Annotated in this window: 14 protein-coding genes and 1 other RNA gene; 11 read left to right on the plus strand and 4 right to left on the minus strand. The window is 33.7% G+C overall.

What is annotated here, in order from left to right:
• Positions 1 to 48: 48 nt before the first annotated feature.
• The 3 genes from ffs (at position 49) to NJT12_RS11440 (ending at position 1,703) form a co-directional block, all read left to right on the plus strand.
• An RNA gene (gene ffs, locus NJT12_RS11430) (signal recognition particle sRNA small type) lies at positions 49 to 146 on the plus strand.
• A 268-nt stretch (positions 147 to 414) separates the two neighbouring features.
• On the plus strand, positions 415 to 792 hold the full coding sequence (locus NJT12_RS11435; RefSeq protein ID WP_271336041.1) for a hypothetical protein: 378 nt from the start codon (positions 415 to 417) through the stop codon (positions 790 to 792).
• Positions 793 to 899: 107 nt separating this feature from the next.
• Positions 900 to 1,703 carry an SDR family oxidoreductase gene (locus NJT12_RS11440; protein WP_271336042.1) on the plus strand — a complete coding sequence of 268 codons (804 nt, stop codon included), beginning with the start codon at positions 900 to 902 and terminating at the stop codon, positions 1,701 to 1,703.
• 28 nt (positions 1,704 to 1,731) lie between these two features.
• Here the strand turns inward: NJT12_RS11440 and NJT12_RS11445 are convergent, their stop codons facing one another.
• Positions 1,732 to 3,018 (minus strand): GAF domain-containing sensor histidine kinase, encoded by a 1,287-nt coding sequence (locus NJT12_RS11445; protein ID WP_271336043.1) that lies wholly within the window; start codon positions 3,016 to 3,018, stop codon positions 1,732 to 1,734.
• Between the two features lie 266 nt (positions 3,019 to 3,284).
• On the opposite strand from NJT12_RS11445, the gene fsa reads away from it, so the two are divergent.
• The gene (gene fsa / locus NJT12_RS11450; RefSeq protein WP_192187922.1) at positions 3,285 to 3,941 is read left to right on the plus strand and encodes a fructose-6-phosphate aldolase; all 657 of its coding nucleotides are present in this window, start codon (positions 3,285 to 3,287) and stop codon (positions 3,939 to 3,941) included.
• Between the two features lie 89 nt (positions 3,942 to 4,030).
• Entirely contained in the window at positions 4,031 to 4,528 is a 498-nt protein-coding gene (locus NJT12_RS11455) for a hypothetical protein (protein ID WP_271336044.1), read from the plus strand.
• A 174-nt stretch (positions 4,529 to 4,702) separates the two neighbouring features.
• On the opposite strand, the gene NJT12_RS11460 is transcribed toward NJT12_RS11455, so the two are convergent.
• From NJT12_RS11460 to NJT12_RS11470, 3 genes are all read right to left on the minus strand, one after another.
• Positions 4,703 to 6,175 carry an MFS transporter gene (locus NJT12_RS11460; protein WP_271336045.1) on the minus strand — a complete coding sequence of 491 codons (1,473 nt, stop codon included), beginning with the start codon at positions 6,173 to 6,175 and terminating at the stop codon, positions 4,703 to 4,705.
• Between the two features lie 176 nt (positions 6,176 to 6,351).
• Positions 6,352 to 7,053, minus strand: coding sequence for a LytR/AlgR family response regulator transcription factor (locus NJT12_RS11465; RefSeq protein WP_271336046.1), 702 nt, complete (start codon positions 7,051 to 7,053; stop codon positions 6,352 to 6,354).
• Positions 7,043 to 8,095 (minus strand): sensor histidine kinase, encoded by a 1,053-nt coding sequence (locus tag NJT12_RS11470; RefSeq protein WP_271336047.1) that lies wholly within the window; start codon positions 8,093 to 8,095, stop codon positions 7,043 to 7,045. The genes NJT12_RS11465 and NJT12_RS11470 overlap by 11 nt, the downstream gene beginning before the upstream one ends.
• Before the next feature lie 270 nt (positions 8,096 to 8,365).
• Between NJT12_RS11470 and NJT12_RS11475 the strand changes: the two genes are divergently transcribed.
• The 6 genes from NJT12_RS11475 to NJT12_RS11500 all read left to right on the plus strand — a co-directional run.
• Positions 8,366 to 11,554, plus strand: coding sequence for a SusC/RagA family TonB-linked outer membrane protein (locus tag NJT12_RS11475; RefSeq protein WP_271336048.1), 3,189 nt, complete (start codon positions 8,366 to 8,368; stop codon positions 11,552 to 11,554).
• A gap of 11 nt (positions 11,555 to 11,565) precedes the next feature.
• Complete coding sequence (locus NJT12_RS11480) at positions 11,566 to 13,086, plus strand: SusD/RagB family nutrient-binding outer membrane lipoprotein (RefSeq protein WP_271336049.1); 1,521 nt, start codon at positions 11,566 to 11,568, stop codon at positions 13,084 to 13,086.
• 89 nt (positions 13,087 to 13,175) lie between these two features.
• On the plus strand, positions 13,176 to 14,201 hold the full coding sequence (locus NJT12_RS11485) for a glycosyl hydrolase family 18 protein (RefSeq protein ID WP_271336050.1): 1,026 nt from the start codon (positions 13,176 to 13,178) through the stop codon (positions 14,199 to 14,201).
• A 358-nt stretch (positions 14,202 to 14,559) separates the two neighbouring features.
• The gene (locus tag NJT12_RS11490) at positions 14,560 to 17,607 is read left to right on the plus strand and encodes a SusC/RagA family TonB-linked outer membrane protein (RefSeq protein WP_271336051.1); all 3,048 of its coding nucleotides are present in this window, start codon (positions 14,560 to 14,562) and stop codon (positions 17,605 to 17,607) included.
• Between the two features lie 11 nt (positions 17,608 to 17,618).
• Positions 17,619 to 19,196, plus strand: coding sequence for a RagB/SusD family nutrient uptake outer membrane protein (locus NJT12_RS11495; protein WP_271336052.1), 1,578 nt, complete (start codon positions 17,619 to 17,621; stop codon positions 19,194 to 19,196).
• A 119-nt stretch (positions 19,197 to 19,315) separates the two neighbouring features.
• The coding region (locus tag NJT12_RS11500; RefSeq protein WP_271336053.1) for a 6-phosphogluconolactonase at positions 19,316 to 19,945 on the plus strand (630 nt) is incomplete at its 3' end.

The raw sequence follows: 19,945 nt of genomic DNA on the forward strand, positions 1-19,945 counted from the left end.
ATAGCAACAAAGGTCTTGCAAAAATATAAAAAGATTGTATATTTGCACCGGCAAGTCCTACACGACCAGCTCCTGCAGACTCCCCCAGGATGGGAACATAGCAAGGGTACGTGGTTGAGCGGTGCGATGTAGGTCGCTTGCCATTTTTTTTTATTCCCGATCTTTCGGGATTTTTTTTTATAATTAATTGAAAAGTAGTCTTCCTTATGGAGGATTTTTTTATTTTTGGATGTTTTGAATTTGAAGTGTTATTAGTGAAATGTGAGAAGATAGAGCTCTAATTTCTATATTTTTGTTGTATTTCAGTCTTAGCCCGAGGTTTTAACCCTGGGAACGTATCTGGAAAATGTTTATAAACAAATTAGTTCTAAGATTATAATGTATTATTCGTTTACGCCTGAAATTCTTTAATTAATGAAAGAAAAATTTTCGAAACTATTTTTTGTCTTTTTATTTTTTGGATTGATTTATCTTGTTGTTAAAGGAAAAAATTATAAAAAAGAAATCAGAGAATATCCTGGTGAGACTATTTGTAGATATACTTTATGTAGGCCAACAGGAAAAACTAGTGATGCGTATGTAAAATATTATGTAAATGATAAATTATACCGAAATAGAGCAGGTGCTTGTCCTGATAGTTCTACATTTAAATTAAATAAATATTTCGTAGTACAATATTCAACAATAGATCCTGATAAGATTAGTGTTGATTTTTCTAAAGAAGTAAAGGATTCAACAATGATAAAAGAATTAGAATCAAAACTTGAATTTAAATATTGGCTTGATCATTAATAAGGCCGTAGTTTATCGTTTAAAAAAATAGTCATTGTTTTGTATATTTGACCGCAATAAAAAAAACATTAATTTTTTACCTAATAACATTTAACATCTAACTTGCAATGAGCAAAGTCGTTTTAATAACCGGAGGATCTTCTGGGATTGGAAAATCAATTGGAGAATTTTTACATAAAAAAGGTTTCATAGTATACGGAACAAGCAGAAATCCTGAGAAAGTACTCAATTCAATTTTCCCGTTGGTTGCTTTGGATGTTCGCAATGCCGAATCGATAAAGTTGGCCGTAAATAAAATTATTGCAAATTCAGGTCGATTAGATGTGGTGATTAATAATGCAGGTGTTGGAATTACCGGACCTTTGGAAGAAATTCCGATGGAAGAAATTAAAAATAATTTCGAGACTAATTTTTTTGGACCTATTGAAGTAATGAAGGCTGTTTTGCCACAACTGCGTGAGCAGAAATCTGGTTTGATTATTAATATTACTTCGATTGCTGCTTATATGGGATTGCCATATCGCAGTGTTTACTCTGCATCAAAAGGAGCTTTGGAATTGATTACAGAAGCTTTGCGTATGGAAGTAAAGTCATTTGGAATCGAAATTACGAATGTGGCGCCTGGAGATTTTGCAACAAATATTGCATCAGGACGTTATCACGCGCCGGTTGTAAAAGGTTCTGCCTACGAAAAAGTATATGGAGAAACGCTTGCAACAATGAATAAGCATGTCGATGCGGGAAGTAATCCTACTGAAATGGCTGAATTTATTTATAAGATCATGCAGCAAAAAAAGCCAAACGTGCATTATAAAGTGGGGGCTTTCATGCAAAAGTTTTCGATTGTCTTAAAACGTGCTCTTCCTGATAAAGTATATGAAAAGATGTTAATGAATCATTATAAATTGTAACAATACAATCTGAGAGCAAAATTCGAATCTATTCTACTGGAATAAAGATCTCGAATTTTGCTCCTTGATTCAGGATCCCTTCAGCCTTGATAAATCCGTTGTGATTTTCTACAATTCGTTTTACTATTGTGAGCCCAATTCCGGTACTTTTCAGGGGTTTTGTGTGTAGAGCCTGGAAAAGTCCAAATATTTTATCGCTGTACGACGGATCAAATCCAATACCGTTGTCTGCAATGGTTATTTTATAATATTTGGTAAGCGGTGAAAGTTTTTCTAATTCACCGTTTGTAATTTTTGCTGATACCGTGATGATTAAATTGCGGTCCGGACTTGCAAATTTTAATGAATTATTGATTAGGTTATAAAGTAATTGCCTGAATTGAAATTCTATTACAGAGAGTTTTCCTAATTCTTGTATATCAAAAGTTACATTTTTATTTTCAAACTCATTTGTAAGATCTTCAATAACATCTTTAGCGATAACATTTAAGTCTTTTAGTTCGAACTTTCTATCATCAAATTTTGTTTTAGAATAAATCAAAAGATCATTGATTAAATTTTGCATCCTAAAAGCTGAAGACTTGATTTTGTGAAATGCTGCTTTCCCTTTTTCTGATAAATTACAGGCTTCTTCGCGCTCAATTGTATCTGTAAATAGCTGAATTTTTCTTAGAGGCTCTTGTAAATCGTGACTTGAAATGTAGTTGAAAGCTTCGAGCTCGCTGTTCATTTTTTCTAATGAAATATTCTTTTGGATTAGCTTTTTTTCAATGCCTTTTTTTTCATCGACTGTTTTTTCAAGAAGATGTGTTTTTTCTTTTAGAATTAGTTTGTTTTCTGCTGACTGTTCTACTGCTGTAAGGTGAAACGAAATAAGCTCAGCAAATAAATTAAACATTTCGCTAATTTTGAATTCTTTTAGGCTGTTTGGTTTTGGGTCAATTGCACATAATGTTCCAAAAAAGCTTCCATCCTGACGTATTATTGGTACAGAAATATAGCTTTGTAATTTGTACATTGCCGGAGTATGGTGATCGTGATAATCAGGATCTTTGCTTACATTATCGATTATTACAGGTTTAGGATTTTGTCTGATTTCGTTACAAATCGTTGTTTTTATTTTTAATTCGTCTCCTGGTTTTAAACCAAAATTAACATTGTCCTGTACGCTGCAAGTAATCCATCGATCCTCTGTTACTCTTGCTACTGCTGCAAAACCCATTCCGGTAGTTTGGCAAATAACATTAAGTAGATTAGGAACAATTGTAATGTTCTCGATATTGATTATATCTTGTTTGAAGTTATCTTCTAGCACTTTTTTATTGGGAATTTTATTGTTTAAAAGTACAAAAAATAAAATTAGTTTGATCTTATAGAAATAGTGTGGTTGAATCTTGATATTCAGAATTTTTCTTTAGTTTTTTATTTTATGGAAATTATAAATTGTAATTTTGCACGGAATTTTGCGTGAGGGATGGAGGTGGTATCCTTTTGTGAAGTGAAACGGAACAAAAGATAAAGCCGAAAGCCTTAGCCGGAGGGACACGCCCAAAAGAGGAACACAATTAAATAGATATAATTATGAAATTTTTTATTGACACAGCTAATTTAGCTCAGATTAAAGAAGCACAGGCTTTAGGTGTTTTAGATGGTGTAACAACTAACCCGTCATTGATGGCAAAAGAAGGAATTACCGGAAAAAACAACATTTTAAAGCACTATGTTGATATTTGCAATCTTGTTGAAGGAGATGTTAGTGCTGAAGTTAATGCGCTTGATTATGATGGAATGATCAAAGAAGGTGAAGAATTGGCTGAATTGCATGATCAGATCGTAGTTAAATTGCCTATGACTAAAGAAGGTGTAATGGCTGCAAAATATTTCTCTGATAAAGGAATTAAGACAAACGTTACATTAGTATTTTCTGCTGGTCAGGCTTTATTGGCTGCAAAAGCAGGAGCTACTTATGTTTCTCCTTTTATTGGTCGTTTAGATGATATATCAACTGATGGTTTGAATTTGATCGAAGAAATTAGATTGATTTATGATAACTATGGTTATGAAACTCAAATTTTAGCTGCTTCTGTGCGTCATACAATGCATATTGTAAATTGTGCTAAAATTGGTGCTGATGTTATGACGGGACCTCTTTCTGCAATTTACGGGTTGTTGAAACACCCATTAACTGATATTGGATTGGCTCAATTTGTAGCTGATTTCGAAAAAGGAAATAAGTAATACTCAGGTATTTAAAATTTAAAAATCGTCATCTTTTAAATAAGGTGGCGATTTTTTTTTACATTTATATGTCTCAAAAAGAAATGTATATGAAAAAAAGTATTTTGATTTTCGTTTTTTTGATTGGAAATATGGTGGCTAATGCTCAGGTTGCTAAAATTGTAAAACAGGTTAATGAAGCAGGTGATGTGGCCAGTTTTGAACTGGATTGTTCTGTGCAATTTCAAACGCTGGCAAAAGGTTTGCGGTATAACATTACACGCCATGAGTTTAAAGGGCCTGAATTGAAAAATTCATATCGATTATTATTGGTCATGGATGGGTTTTACTCTAATACACTGAATAAGACGATGACAATTTCAGCAGTTTTAAATGACGGAACTATTATCGAGGCGAAAAAAATTATCGAAGATGATGGTTTTTTCGATGGTGCCTGCACTTTGAAAATAAAAGACCCAAAAGCTCTTTTAGAAGCTAATATAGACAAAGTGATAGTACATGCTGATAAAGATGTTGTTTATACGTTGTCAGCGCAAAATAAAGCAGTATTCAAGAAGAATCTGGAAAATGTTATAAATGCTAAGTAGAGGCTCAAAGATGCAAAGGTATAAAGGTTCAAAGGTTTTGATTTGACGTATAGGAACCCTACAGGTTTTAAAAACCGGTAGGGTTTAGGAAAAGATAAAGTTGCAAATAAAAAAATCCCAAATTCCAATATGTAAAATTGGGATTTGGGATTTTTTTTGTTTTTATATTTTGGCTTAGTGACCTCCGCCTTCGCTTTGAATGTTATGATCAATTCCTTGTCTTTTTAAAATTTTTGGGCAATAGAAACCGTAAAATCCTAAATAAGCAAATCCAAGAAGTGGAATAACATAAGAGAAATGTGTCCATGTGATTCCGAAGATTCCTCCTGGACTGGTAAGATCAAAGTCGCAAATACTACCTTGAATCAAAGGAATAACTCCTCCTCCAAGAATCATCATAATCAAAAATGAAGATGCTTTTCCTGTATTTTTTCCTAAACCTGCAATCGCTAAATCGAAGATCGACGGCCACATGATAGATAAGAATAAACCTCCGGAGATAAAGAAGAATTTAGCAATTGAAGGATCTGGCCAAACCAATCCTGCAACCATCATTAATAATCCTGATATTCCGAAAAGCATTAACGTTTTTCCGGCATTTTTACCACCTACAAAACTTACGGCAATAAACAATAAAATCCAAAGTGGATAAATATAGAATGCAGAAACATCGTGAGCAGCAAAAATGTTAGCTCCAATAATAACTCCAAAAGCTACTGCCGGTACAATGAATTTTAATGCTGTGTTTACTAAGTTAGAAGTATTGAAAACGTTTGCACCACCATTCCAACGGCCTATCATTAAGCTTCCCCAATAAAGGGCAATAAATGGCGCTATGGCATCTTCTAAAACATTACCAAATTCAGCGGTATGCAATAAAGCGGGTAAGTTACTGATAATTGTAACTTCAGTTCCAACGTAAATGAAGATTCCTAACATTCCTAGGTATAGTTGAGGGTAGTCAGATATTTTGAATTTTTCGTGAGCTACCTTCACTACTTCTTCCTCTTCTTTTGCAGGATCTTCGATTTTAGAGAAGTTCATGAAAATGGCAACTGCGATAAAAGCAAGTCCAAGGATAATAAAAGGTAGTTTGATATCTTCTAATGAAAGTGATGTGTTTTTGTTATCTCCCATTCCAAACAAAGCAATTCCTAATAAAATAGCTCCAATTGTTGTTCCAAAAGAATTAATACCTCCTGCTAAAGTCAAACGGTGAGCTCCTGTTTGAGGGCTTCCCATTTTAATTGCAAGTGGATTCGCTACAATTTGCTGGATTGAAAATCCTAAACCTACAGTAAATAAAGCTGTTAAGAAGAATGGAAAGCTTTCCATTGTTGCGGCAGGAATAAATAAGAATGATCCAACTGCTGAAAGAAGTAAACCAGCAGAAAGGGTTTTTTTGTATCCAAATTTTTGTAAAACATCTACTTTTGTAGATACTAAAAAGAAAATCACAGACCCTACGAAGTATGCGGCGTAAAATGCCCAGGCTACTAATTGTGATTGTACTTGAGATAAAGTAAAAACTTTTTTGAATACCGGAATCAGGATATCATTGGCAGAACCAACAAAACCCCAAAAGAAGAAAACAATTATCAACGAGATAAACTGTCCCCATTTGGTTTGAACATTTTCTGAACTCATAATTTAAGAGGTTAATTTTTTATTTTATTGTTTTTTGAAGACCGTAAATATATTTGTTAAGTATATCAAAAAAAAATAAAAAGGCACAAATAATGTTAAATTTAAACGAACGACGTCATTTTTTCAACAAAGTGTTAATTTTTACCGACTTAGAAAATGAATTTAAAAGTTAAAGTTTATTCAAGAATTTTATTTTTTACCTCTTTACTGTAATTTCTGCCAATAGGAATGGTGTAAGATTGTATCTGAATACGGTTTCCTTCGATAGATTTTACCTTATTTAGCGCAATTACATACGATTTATGAATGCGTAAAAAGCGATCTGCAGGTAATTCTTCAGACAAAGATGTTAATGATTTATGGGTAATGTAAGTTTTATCAGGCGTGACAACTTTTATATATTCCTTCATGCCCTCAACAAATAGGATTTCTTCAATGTTAATTTTCATCATTTTTTTATCGACTTTGATAAAAATATGAGAATCGCCTTTTGTGGTTTCAACCTTGATATTGTTTTTTACATTGTATTCAGTAGTGATTTTATTGATACATTTTATAAAACGCGGTAATGGAATTGGTTTTACTAAATAATCCAGAACATCAAGATCATAGCTTTCTGCTGCAAACTCCCTGAAGGCAGTGGTAATAATGACTTTTGTTTTGTTTTCTATTAAGCTAATAAGTTCAAAACCTGTCATCATAGGCATATTAATGTCCAGAAACACGGCATCCACAGCAGTACTGTTTATAAAATCAAGCGCTTCTAAAGAATTATTGAATGTACCAATTACCTCAAAATCTGTAAAATTTGTAAAATAATTTTGCAGGACTTTGATCGCTAATGGCTCATCATCAATCAACACGCATTTAATCTTCATTATTAATAGGTATTTGCAAACGGATTATATAGTAGTTTAATTTAGTGGTATTTTTTAAACTGAAATCGTTTTTGTAAATTAATTTTAATCTTTTTTTGGTATTTACTAAGCCAATTCCGCCTTTGGTATTTAAATTTTGTGAATTTACAAAATTATTTAAGATTTCAAAATCCAATATTTTATTATCGATAATCTTACAATTGATTTTAATTTTTAAGTTATTGTTGTTTATACTCCCGTGTTTAAAGGCATTTTCGACCAATGAAATGAATATTAGAGGAGGTACTATAATGTCATCGATATTAGATTCTAAGTTTACTGTAACTTCTACATTATCAAAGCGTAACTTCTCAATTTCGATATAATTTTGAATATAATCAATTTCTTTAATTAATGGAACAAATTTGGTTCCTTTTACATCATATAAAACATATTCCATCAAATTTGATAGTTTTATAATTACATCCGGAACCTTATCAGAAGATTCTAATGACAATGCATAGAGATTGTTTAGGGTGTTGAAAAAGAAATGCGGCTGGATTTGATTTTCAAGATACTTTAGTTTGATTTTAAACTGATTTTCTCTCAAAGATCTGTTTCTTTCTCTCTCTCTTAACCACGTTAGTGTAAGGTAAACGGATGATGCCATGGCAAGAACGTACAATTCGCCAATGCAAACGGCAACAATATGGTTGATTTCGAAAGGATGATATTCTCTATTCGCCTCAGGCCAGATGTTTTCTGATATAATATAATAGGTAAGAGCTGTTTTTAGTAAATAGATGCAAAATAAACTTATGATCAGCGAAATTGTATATGTAATATATTTCTGCTTTAATACATAACGTGGTACTAAAACAAAAAGATTAAAATAGACAAGTGGGATATGCAAAGAGAACTCAATCAGGTTTGATTTGAAGGAGTAAGGATAATCATTAAAGTAAGCTCCCCATCGTAAAAAGTTAAGAGTGAAATAGCTGCCCCAAAACCAAACGTGGTTTTTAAGCTTAATGTCAAATTTTAATTTTTGGATTTCAGTCAACTTTACTTTTGCAATTTGTTATTAGGTATTCTTTTACTTATAAATATTGTGCAACTTTAAACAATTACTGGGTAAAACGCAATTCTTTTGAATAAAATTTTATAAAAAAAGGTAAAATTTATATTATCTATTTGGGATATCGTTTTCGTAAAACGTATTATTGATTGTTTTGTGTCGTTGGTTTAAGGTTTTGTGCTGTTTGTTTAAAATGTTTTATTTATGTTAATTTTAACAATAGATTTATCGCTTAACCAACAAAACCATGTTAAAATGAAACAAATTATGTTAATCTTTATGTTTGTGTTTACTGCGCAGCTCACGCTTGCCCAAGTAAAAACAATCAAAGGTTTAGTGAGCGATCAAAACGGATTGCCGCTGCCAGGAGTAAGTATTGTAATTCAAGGAGGGAAAACAACCGCCCAATCTGATTATGACGGAAAATATACGATACAAGCATCTGCAGGAGATGTTCTTGTGTTTTCGTATATCGGTATTAAAACCAAGACTGCCACTGTAGGCGAATCAACTACAGTAAATGTTGTATTGGCAGAAGATACACAAAACCTAAATGAAGTTGTAGTGACTGCGTTAGGTATTAAGAGACAGAAGAAAGAACTGGGTTATGCGGTTCAGGATATTAAAGGAGATCAGCTTAATAAAGTGATTACAACAAATGTAGCATCGTCGCTTTCAGGTAAAATTGCCGGAGTTGATGTTTCGATGCCTTCGACAGGAGTAGGAGGGAGTGCCAGAGTTATTATTAGAGGTATTTCTAGTATAGGCGAGAGTAACCAGCCGCTTTATATTGTAGATGGAGTGCCAATTGATAACTCAGGTTTGAATAATGACAATGCCGCAGCCAGTAAATGGTTTGACGGAAGAGATAACGGTGACGGTCTTTCGAGCATTAACCCGAATGATATTGAGAGTCTGACTGTATTAAAAGGTGCAGCTGCATCAGCTTTGTACGGTTCGAGAGCTTTAAACGGGGTAATACTAATTACGACTAAAAAAGGAAGCAAAGGAAAATTGCAAGTAGAACTGACCAGCGGTGTTAGTTTTGATCGTGTAAATGCAAAGTATGATGATTTTCAAGATGAATATGGTACTGGAGGCCGCGGAATTTTGCCGGATCCTTTAAAGGCACCTAGTGAAATTTACGGATATACGACTAGTGCATGGGGACCTAAATTTTCTAATCATGTAGGAGAACAGGTAAAAATATTTGATGGTTCTATGCGTCCTTATGCTAAAGTGGATAATAATATTCAGGATTTTTTCAGAACCGGTGTTACAACAACAAACGGAATTGCACTTTCTGGAGGAAGTGAAAACGCATTTCTTCGTTTTGGATTTAATAACATGAAAAATGATGACGTTATTCCAAATTCAGGATTAGAAAGAAATAATGCGACTTTAAACGCTACTTTAAAATCAGAGAAATTTACTTTAGATGCTAATGTAAATTACATGATGGAAACAACAAATAATCGACCTGGCTTAGGTGATTCTCCTAACAATGTTGGTTATTCCTTAAGTGGTCTGGCACCAAATATTGATCAGGCGTGGTTGAAAAATTATGGAAATCCGGAGACTGCAGAAATCTATAAGTGGAATAACAATATTTATCAATTGAATCCTTATTTAACGGTAGATGCGAATCACAATTCCTCTAAGAAAAATCGTTTTACAGGGAATGTTGCAGGAACCTATCAACTTGAAAAATGGGTTGGACTGACTTTTAGAACCGGTTTGGATACTTATGTTTTTGATTCTAAAGATTTCATGGTTCCGGGCAATACATGGCCAGGAAGAGATACTGGTTATCTTGGATTAAATGATATTACGGTTTCTGAAATGAATACTGATATCATCGCCAGCTTTAATGCAATCAAATTAGCTACTGATTTGACTTTTTCAGGAATTTTAGGAGCAACAAGAAGGGATTTCAGGAGATCAGAAAATTCTAGTCAGGGAACCAATATTATTCAGCCGGGAACAGAATATATTAGTAATTTTTCAACTCAGACAATAAATGCACCAATAGAAACAAGAACAAGAACAAATTCAGTTTACGGTTCTGCAAAGTTGGATTACAAAGGTTATTTATATGCTGAGTTTACAGGAAGAAATGACTGGTTCAGTGTTATTAATAAAGATGCTTTTTATCCGGGAGCCTCATTAGGTTTCGTATTCTCAGATGCATTTAATATTAAGAGTGATGCTTTTTCTTATGGAAAATTAAGAGCTTCATGGGCAAAAGTTTCTAATGCTCCGGGAGCTTATAAAAATTCATTAAACTACACAACTTACTCTTCTTATGACGGACAGAGTGTGGTAAATGTTAAGAATACATCGGCTCCAAATGCGAACTTGACTTTTCAGACAAAAAAAGGAATTGAGTTTGGTTTAGAAACGGCTTTCTTTAAAAACAGATTAAAAGCAGATATTACGGTATATCGTGAGGATACATCTGATCAGACACTTGATTTAGCCTCTTCTGCAACATCAGGATATGAATTTCTTTCAGTAAATGCGGGAGAATTACGTAACGAAGGTATTGAGATATTTTTATCAGGTACTCCAATTAAAACTAAGAATTTTGAATGGGGAATTGATTTGAATTTTTCTAAGAATAAAAACTCAATTCTTTCTTTGCATCCGGATATCAGTACTTATACTATTTCTGAGGCGCGTTGGGCTAATGCCGCAATTGTAGCACAAGTTGGCGGACAATTTGGAACCATTATTGGGAAAGATTTTCAAAGAACAGCTTCGGGAGAAATGATTGTAGGGGCAAATGGTATGCCTGTTTACACAGATAATAAGGTTGCTTTAGGAAAAGGACTTCCGGATTGGGCTGCTGGTTTAACCAATAGATTTTCTTATAAAGGAATCACGCTTCAGTTTTTATTGGATATGAAATTTGGTATGGATGTGTATTCTATGACAAACTCTGTTGCTGCAGCAAGAGGATTATTAGATATTACTACAGAAGGAAGAGATGCTTATATTGCTGCAAGAACGCAAGCTGCCGCGACTGATCCTAATTTCGATATCACTAAATGGGTTCCTACGGGTGGTTATGTAGCAAATGGAGTGGTAAATACAGGAACGGCTGATAATCCTGTTTATGTAAAAAACACAAAACCTGTAGATCCTCAGGATTATTGGAGAGATGTTACAGATAATACGCCTGCACCTTTTATTTATGATGCTTCTTTTGTGAAATTAAGAGAGGTAAGTTTAGGGTATACCATACCTAAAAGTGTTTTTGGCGGAGCAAAAATAAATTCTATCTATCTTTCTGTATTTGCAAGAAATCTATTGACATTCAGTAAAGATTTACCAAACATAGATCCGGAGTCGATGTATACTTCAGGAAATGGACAAGGTTTTGAATATGGTTCATTACCATCAAGGAAATCGTATGGCTTTAATATTAAAATTACATTCTAAAAAAGTAAATTATGAAAATCAAATATATAATAGCCATACTTGCAGTATTTACGGTAGTTGGCTGTACAGAAAACTTTGACGAACTGGAAAAAGATCCTGTGGCATTATCTGCAAATCCGGCAGGTCAGCTTACATTTACCCAATTGTGTATGTCCGGAGACGGATACTATCAGCACAGAACTAATTTAATATATGCAGGAGGTTTTGTGCAGCATTACTCTGGTTCCTGGGGGGTTACAAACTACGGTGGCAAATTTAATAATTCAGAGGAATATGCAGTGGCTTTATGGAGAAACGTATATGCTCATGAAATGAAAAGTGTTGTTGATATTCTTGATGTAACGAGTAAAGATCCTTTGGCTGTAAATATGAATGCTGTTGCTAAAATTATGAAAGTGATGGTTGCACAGCGTTTGACAGATATTTATGGTGATGTACCTTATTCAGAAGCAGGTTTAGCTTTTTCTAAAGGAATTGTAACACCCAAATATGATAAACAAGAAGATATCTATGCTTCTTTTTTTAAAGAATTAGATGAAGCTTTTAATCAGTTAAATACTGGGAAAGATTTGATAAAAGGAGATCTGTTTTATAAAGGAGATGTTTCAAAATGGAAAAAATTAGCCAACACGATGCGTTTGCGTGCGGCAATGAGAATTTCAGAAGTAAACCCTGCTGAAGCAGAAAAACAAGCGAAAGCAGCGCTTCAGAATGGAGTTTTTGAAAGTAATGATGACAACTGTATTATGCATCATTTAGATTTTCCTTTTAGTGATGATCCTGCCAGATTGGATTACAGAGGAAACGGATTGTCTTATGGTTTTATAGGAAATGATCAGGGAGATCATTTTAGTTCACTGCTAATAGACTATCTAAAAAATAACGGAGATCCAAGATTGACTATGATCGCTACTCCCAAAACAAGTAGTAGTGTCGTTCCCTGGGCACCTATACAGCCGGGCGAAACATTATATGAAGGTGTTAAACCTGGAGTATTTAGGTGGGAGCTTGCCGGAGGATCAAATTCAGCCTCTGGTATACAGTCTTATTTAAAATTAAGAACAACTCCTTTTTTGCATGTAAGTTATTCAGAGACAGAATTATTATTGGCAGAAGCAGCTTATAGAGGCTGGGTTTCAGGTTCTGCAGCAGATTATTATAAAAAAGGGGTTGAGGCAGGTGTGAAGCAATTAGAGATTTATGGTGCGGCTCCTGCAAGTCAGGCAAGTATCGATGCTTATGTAAATGCCAAGCCATTAGTGGCAGGAACAGAAAAAGAACAAATTGGAACACAAATTTGGATCACCTATTTATTCAATAGTATCGAAGCATACTCTAACTGGAGAAGAACAGGATATCCTCATTTAGTGCCTATAACAAATTCAGATTCCGGAACAGGCGGAGTTGTGCCAACACGTTTGTACTATCCAAGTGATGAATTACAAAAAAACGAAAAAAATTATCAGGAAGCTGTAGCAAGATTAGGAGGGAAGAATGATTGGTTAGGTAAAGTTTGGTGGGATGTAAACTAAAAATAAAATCTCAAATATAAAGTTATGCCTAATAAGGTGTTATTTTCATTCTAATTAAGATTAAAAACAAGAAGTTTAAATTAAAAATTATGATAAAAAATAAAGCCTTACTAGGCATCCTTTTTTTTCTAAGTTCTCTTTTTTCAGCGTACAGCTGTTCAGCTGAAAAACAATCTGATCCTGAAAATTCAAAAACTAAAACTGCAAGAGTCGTAGGTTATTTATCATCAGGGAATTTCGATAAAATGAATTCTATACAGTTTTGCAAATTGACACATCTTAATATCGCATTTGCAAATCCGGATAAAAATGGAAATTTAATTTTTAACGGAGATCTTGATTCGCTTATTAAATATGTCAAATCAGTTAATCCTACTATTATAATAAGTATTTCGCTTGCCGGTGGAGTGATATCAGAAGAGCAAGCATCAAATTGGTCTTTTTTGATAGACAAACCGGAAAACAGGCCGGGTCTAATTCAGAACATAATAAGTTTTGTAGAGTTGCACGATCTGAATGGGGTAGATGTAGATCTGGAATGGAACGCTGTGACCTCAGGATATAGCGGTTTTATTATTGAATTAAAAAAGAGCCTTGCAGAACATAAAAAATTATTAACGGCAGCTTTGCCCAATAATACCCGTTTCGAAAATATAAATTCGGCAGCATTAAATGCGTTCGATTTTATTAATGTAATGGCTTATGACAGCACAGGACCATGGACTCCTAATAATCCCGGACAGCATAGTTCTTTTGATTTTGCAAAAGAAGGAATTGATTTTTGGCACAAACTTCAAAATGTTCCAAGTGATAAAATTACTCTGGGTGTGCCTTTTTACGGTTATAATTTTACTTATCCTGATGCTACAAGTTCTACATATGCTCAAATTATAGAAGCAGGAACTCAATTTGCAGATCAGGACGAATTAGGTAAGATATATTATAATGGCAGACCTACAATTGCCAAAAAAGTAACATTGGCTTCTGAAAATACGGGCGGTATTATGATTTGGGAATTAGCTCAGGATTCTTTCAATGAATATTCTTTACTGGATCTTATTCATAAAACATTTACAACTTTAAAAGTAAAGACAACAGGTTTATGTGGAAATTAAAATGAATATCGTTTAAATTGAAAATACAATACTTTGTTAAAGCAGTAAGATTATGAGTATTATTTTTTTGCATATAATTAAAAAAATAGCCTCTTTAGTTTTAAATTCACATATAAACATCACGTTATTAGGTTTTTATTGTAAATGGGGAATTTTTACTAAATAAGTAAATTCTATGAATAAAATAGTGGTAAATGTGATAAAAACGATAGATAAAGTAATTTGAAAACGTTTTCGTGAAACGTATTATTGATTGTTTTATGTCGTTGGTTTAAAATTTGCAGTCGTTTGTATAAATTATTTTTTTTAACAATCCCTTAAGAATAAATTTACACCATAACTAACAAAATAAATAAACATGAAAAAAATTTTCTTAATCTTTATGATTGTTTTTACGGCGCAAGTTTCGCTTGCACAAGTAAAAAATGTCAAAGGTGTGATTACAGATTCTGAGGGGATGCCATTGCCAGGGGCATCTGTTGCAGTACAAGGAGGTCAAAAAGGTGCTACTACCGATTTTGATGGTTTGTACACAATTGAAGCACAAAAAGGACAAACTTTAGTTTTTACTTATGTAGGTCTTGAAACACAAAGAGTTGTTGTTGGTGATGCTGCCACAATTAATGTTAAAATGATCACTGCAGCATCTAATGCATTAACAGAAGTTGTTGTAACTTCATTAGGTCTTAAGAAAACTAGAAAATCTTTAACTTATTCTGCTCAGGAACTTAAAGGAGAAGAACTAACTCGTGTAAAAGATGCCAACATTATCAATACAATTGCTGGTAAAATTGCCGGTGTTGCCGTAACAAAAAGTTCTGGTGGTACTGGAGGATCTACTAAAGTACTTATTCGTGGTAACTCTTCTATCATGAACAGTCAGCCTCTTTATGTTATTGATGGTATTCCTTTGTATAACGGAAGTTCGAATCAGCCAAACGATTCATTTGGTAGTACTGCCGGAGGTAACCGTGATGGTGGAGATGTTGTATCATTAATTAATCCTGATGATTACGAAGGAATGACAGTACTTAAAGGTGCAGCAGCATCTGTACTATACGGATCTCAGGGAGCAAATGGTGTTATCTTGCTTTCTTCTAAAAAGACTAAAGAAAACACTTCTAACTTAGCAGTTTCTTCTGTTACAACTTTTGAGTCGGTACATTCTTTGCCAAAATTCCAACATGAATATGGAACGGCTGGTGCTCAAAAATCTTGGGGAGGAAAAGTGCAGTCAAATGATTTTGAAAAAGACTTTTTTAATACGGGAGTTACACAAATTACTTCATTAGCGTTTACAACAGGAACAGAAGTAAATTCAACAAGTATATCTTATGCTAATACTTCTGCATCAGGAGTGATAGAAGGAAACGGGTTAAAGAAAAATAATTTTGGGATTCGTCAGACAGCGAAATTTTTTAATAATAAATTAACTGTTTCTGCTGATGCAAAATATACAACTCAAACTATTGATAACAGACCTGTAAACGGACTTTATTCAAATCCTCTTACGGGAGTATATTTGTTTCAAAGAGGAAATGACTTTAATTATTATAAAGATAATTTTGAAGCTTATCAGCCAGATCGAAATTTATACGGACAAAATTTTTATACTTTGCCAAATGCTGATATTTATGTTCAAAACCCATATTGGTTAATTAATAGAAACAAATCTGTTGATAAAGATAATTTCTTTAATGGAAATATAGCGTTAGACTATAAAGCAAACAACTGGTTAAGTATTGGTGCAAGATATAGTTATAACAGAATTGAAAACGATTTTGATAAAAGGATATACGCAACTACAAACATTTCCTTATCTAATATAAATGGTAGATACATTAATGTTGCCACATTAAGCACACAGCGTTACGGAGATTTAATCGCTAAAATCAATACGAACTTCAACGAAGATTTCAGTTTTAATGCCATAGTTGGGGCAAGTATCAATAACACATTAGGAAATCATGCAACTACTTTGGATTCTGGTATTGTTGGAGGGCTTGTTAATGCAAACTTGTTTACTTTAGGTAACTTTGGAAGCGCTTCCGGATTAGATAATTTAAGTTTACAGTCTACTGGTTCTTCAAGAGAAGTTCAATCTGTATTTGCATCTGCAACTTTTGGTTATAAAAGTATGTTGTATTTAGATGTTACAGGACGTAACGACTGGTCTTCTACGTTGGTAAATACAGATACTGGATCCTATTTCTATCCATCTGTAGGGGTTACAGCTCTTTTGAGTGAAATGACAACTATGCCAGCTTGGATTAACTTTGCTAAAGTGAGAGGAACTTATGCGCAAGTTGGTAATGATATTTCGACTTTTGTAACTTCTCCAAAATCAACTATCCAGGGAGGTAATATTCTTTATCCTTCAGTAGGACCAAGACCAGGTGAATCATTAAAACCAGAATTAAAATCAGAATACGAATTTGGTACTGAGTGGAGAATGTTTAATAACAGATTAGGTTTTGAGATTTCATACTATAATTCAGTAACTAAAAATCAGTATGTTCAGGTTGCTGCGCCTGCAACCAACCCTTTTGGTTACATAAACTATGGAATTAATGCTGGTAGTATTGCAAATCAAGGTTTTGAAGTTGTTCTTACCGGAAAAATCATTGCCGGAGATAAATTTTCTTGGGACACTACAGTAAATTATTCTCAAAACAGAAATAAAGTTAAAGAAATTCCTGAAGAATTAGGAGGTACAATTCCGTTGACACCTGTAAATAATATCAATTACAGATATGCTTTAACTGAAGGAAGACCATTTGGAGTTATTGAAGGTAAACATATTGTAAAAAACGATAAAGGAGAAATTGTTTTAGATGATAAAGGAAATGTATCGTTAGAAGCTGGATTGCGCGAAGTAGGTAATGCAAATCCTGATTTTATGTTAGGATGGTCAAACACATTTAAGTTTGGTGCTTTTACAGCAAACTTCTTAATCGACGGACGTTTTGGCGGAGATGTAATGAGTATTACAGAATCTATGAATGATTTTTATGGAGTTTCAAAAAGAAGTGGAGATGCAAGAAACGCAGGCGGTGTTGCAATTGATGCAGTTAGGCCTGATGGTTCAAAAGTAACGAGTATGCCTGCTGAGCAGTATTACACTACAGTTGCCGGGGTTAATGGTGCTACAGCTGAATATGTATATTCTGCTACAAATGTAAGTTTAAGAGAGGTTTCACTTGGTTATACTTTCAACAAAAAAGTACTTCCGTTTGTTAATACGGCAACTTTATCATTAATCGCAAGAAACTTATTCTTTATTTATAAAGATGCACCTTTTGATCCAAACATTGCTTTAAGTACAGGTCAAGGTTTACAGGGAGTTGATATTTATGGTATGCCATCAACAAGAAGTATTGGTCTTAATTTAAATGTAACTTTCTAATTTAAAATATCATGAAAACAAATAATATAAAAAAATCATTAATCTGTTTCGGTCTTTTAGCCTTAGTTGGTTGTACAGATAATTTCGAAAAGATTAACAGTAATCCTGATGCTTTTACACAAGATGAACTAAAACAGGACTTTAATTATATAAAAGGTCCTTTTACAACCATGTTTGATAATGTAATGGTGAATGTTCCGGGTTGGAAATACCAGGTAGCCATCGACTTATCGGGTAATAATTGGGGAGGTTACACGACCCCACCAGGTTTTGATGGAGCTAATAATCTTTCCTATGCACTTTCTGATAACTGGAACCTTTGGGGCTGGGAAGCTATTTACACACAGGTTATGGCAAATTATTTAAAAGTTGAAGCTGCATCCAAAGGTAAATATGATGAGTTTTACGCTCTTGCTACAATTATTAAAGTACAAACTTTACATAAAGCAGCAGATTCATGGGGGCCAATTGTATACTCAAAATTAGGTACTACTGATGCAGCAATTGGATACGATTCTCAGGAAGAAGCTTATGGGTTAATGTTTAAAGACTTAGATTTTGCTGTTGCAGAATTAACAAAAAGAGTGGATGCCGGCGAGAAAAGTTCTTTTACGAATATAGATCGTTCAACATATGAAGGTGATTATAAAAAATGGGTTATATATGCGAATTCATTACGTTTAAGATTAGCAATGCGTATTGTAAAAGTTAATCCAGCATTAGCTAAAGAAGAAGCTGAAAAAGCCGTTAGCCAAAAATTTGGTGTGATGAAAGTTGTAAGCGATAGTTTTATAGTAACTAAAAATGTATCACAGCATCCTCTTAAGGTATCTGCTTATGAATATAATGACAGCCGTATGTCTGCAGACATGGAGTCTATTATGGGAGGTTACAATGATCCTAGAATGCAGGTTTATTTTACAACATCTGATCAAGTTCCTGGAGAATATAAAGGAGTTCGTACCGGAGGAAATCAGGGAGATAAAACGATACATATGCCATTCTCAAATTTTGGTAAAATAATAAGAGACGATAAAAGAGTAGTTTGGCTGAACACTTCTGAAATTTACTTTTTAAGAGCAGAAGGAGCGCTAAGAGGATGGAATATGGGTGGTGACGCCGAAACATTGTATAAAGCAGGTATTAATGCATCATTTGATTTGCTTGCTACTGGAGGCGCTGCTGATTATATCGCTGATAATGTAAAAATGGCTAAAGATTATGTAGATCCGGTTGCCCCATCTAATAATGGCTTAGCAGTAAATAAAGTTACCGTTGCCTGGGATAATGCAGCAAGTAATGAAGTAAAATTGCAAAAAATCATCACTCAAAAATGGATTGCTAATTTTCCTGATGGGATGGAAGCTTGGGCAGATCATCGTAGAACGGGTTATCCTAAATTATTACCAATTCTTAACAATCAAAGTGGTGGTGCAGTTACTACTGAATTTGGGGTAAGAAGAATACCTTTTGTTTCTAGTGAAAAAGACGGAAACCCTGAAGGACTTAAAACAGGAATTGCAAAGCTTAATGGTCCTGATACTGGAGGAACAAGAAATTGGTGGGATGTGAATGCTCCGAATTTCTAGAATAAAATATCAAAGAACTATAAGAATTTAAGTTTGGTTAGTAAATGGTATAAGCAATGTGAGTTGCTTATACCATTTCAAAAACCAAAGTTGTAAATACAAAAAAAAAGAAAAAAGACATGAAAAGTGCTTTAGAAATAAAACCTGATATCAGCTATAAAAGCGCGGGAAAATTTGAAGAGACGAGATTTGAGAAAATCCACAACGAAATCTTCAGAAATTCTACAGAAGCTTCGATAATTGTAGCGCAGGAAATCGCGCAATTAATTAGATCTAAACAAGAAAAAGGAAAATCTTGCGTATTAGGTTTAGCAACAGGTTCTTCTCCTATCAAAGTTTATGAAGAATTAGTGAGAATGCACAAAGAAGAAGGATTAAGTTTTAGCAATGTAATCACTTTTAATCTGGATGAATATTATCCAATGACCAAAGAGAACAATCAGAGCTATCATTATTTCATGCACCAGCATCTTTTTAACCATATTGATATCAAACCGGAGAACGTTAATATTCCTGATGGAACTGTAAATATTGAGGAATTAAATCAATATTGCATCGACTACGAAATGAATATTAAAAATGCGGGAGGTCTTGATTTTCAATTATTAGGAATTGGTCGTACAGGTCACGTAGGTTTCAACGAACCGGGATCACACGTCAATTCAGGAACCAGGATTATTACACTGGATCATATTACAAGAGTAGACGCTTCATCAGATTTTAATGGTATCGACAACGTTCCTAAAAGA

The organism is Flavobacterium azizsancarii (genome assembly GCF_027980145.1).
Taxonomy (GTDB): domain Bacteria; phylum Bacteroidota; class Bacteroidia; order Flavobacteriales; family Flavobacteriaceae; genus Flavobacterium; species Flavobacterium azizsancarii.

Coding starts and splice junctions, on each gene's coding strand:
- NJT12_RS11435 (WP_271336041.1), top strand. CDS start 415: ATGAAAGAAAAATTTTCGAAACTATTTTTTGTCTTTTTATTTTTTGGA.
- NJT12_RS11440 (WP_271336042.1), top strand. CDS start 900: ATGAGCAAAGTCGTTTTAATAACCGGAGGATCTTCTGGGATTGGAAAA.
- fsa (WP_192187922.1), top strand. CDS start 3,285: ATGAAATTTTTTATTGACACAGCTAATTTAGCTCAGATTAAAGAAGCA.
- NJT12_RS11455 (WP_271336044.1), top strand. CDS start 4,031: ATGAAAAAAAGTATTTTGATTTTCGTTTTTTTGATTGGAAATATGGTG.
- NJT12_RS11460 (WP_271336045.1), bottom strand. CDS start 6,175: ATGAGTTCAGAAAATGTTCAAACCAAATGGGGACAGTTTATCTCGTTG.
- NJT12_RS11465 (WP_271336046.1), bottom strand. CDS start 7,053: ATGAAGATTAAATGCGTGTTGATTGATGATGAGCCATTAGCGATCAAA.
- NJT12_RS11475 (WP_271336048.1), top strand. CDS start 8,366: ATGAAACAAATTATGTTAATCTTTATGTTTGTGTTTACTGCGCAGCTC.
- NJT12_RS11480 (WP_271336049.1), top strand. CDS start 11,566: ATGAAAATCAAATATATAATAGCCATACTTGCAGTATTTACGGTAGTT.
- NJT12_RS11485 (WP_271336050.1), top strand. CDS start 13,176: ATGATAAAAAATAAAGCCTTACTAGGCATCCTTTTTTTTCTAAGTTCT.
- NJT12_RS11490 (WP_271336051.1), top strand. CDS start 14,560: ATGAAAAAAATTTTCTTAATCTTTATGATTGTTTTTACGGCGCAAGTT.
- NJT12_RS11495 (WP_271336052.1), top strand. CDS start 17,619: ATGAAAACAAATAATATAAAAAAATCATTAATCTGTTTCGGTCTTTTA.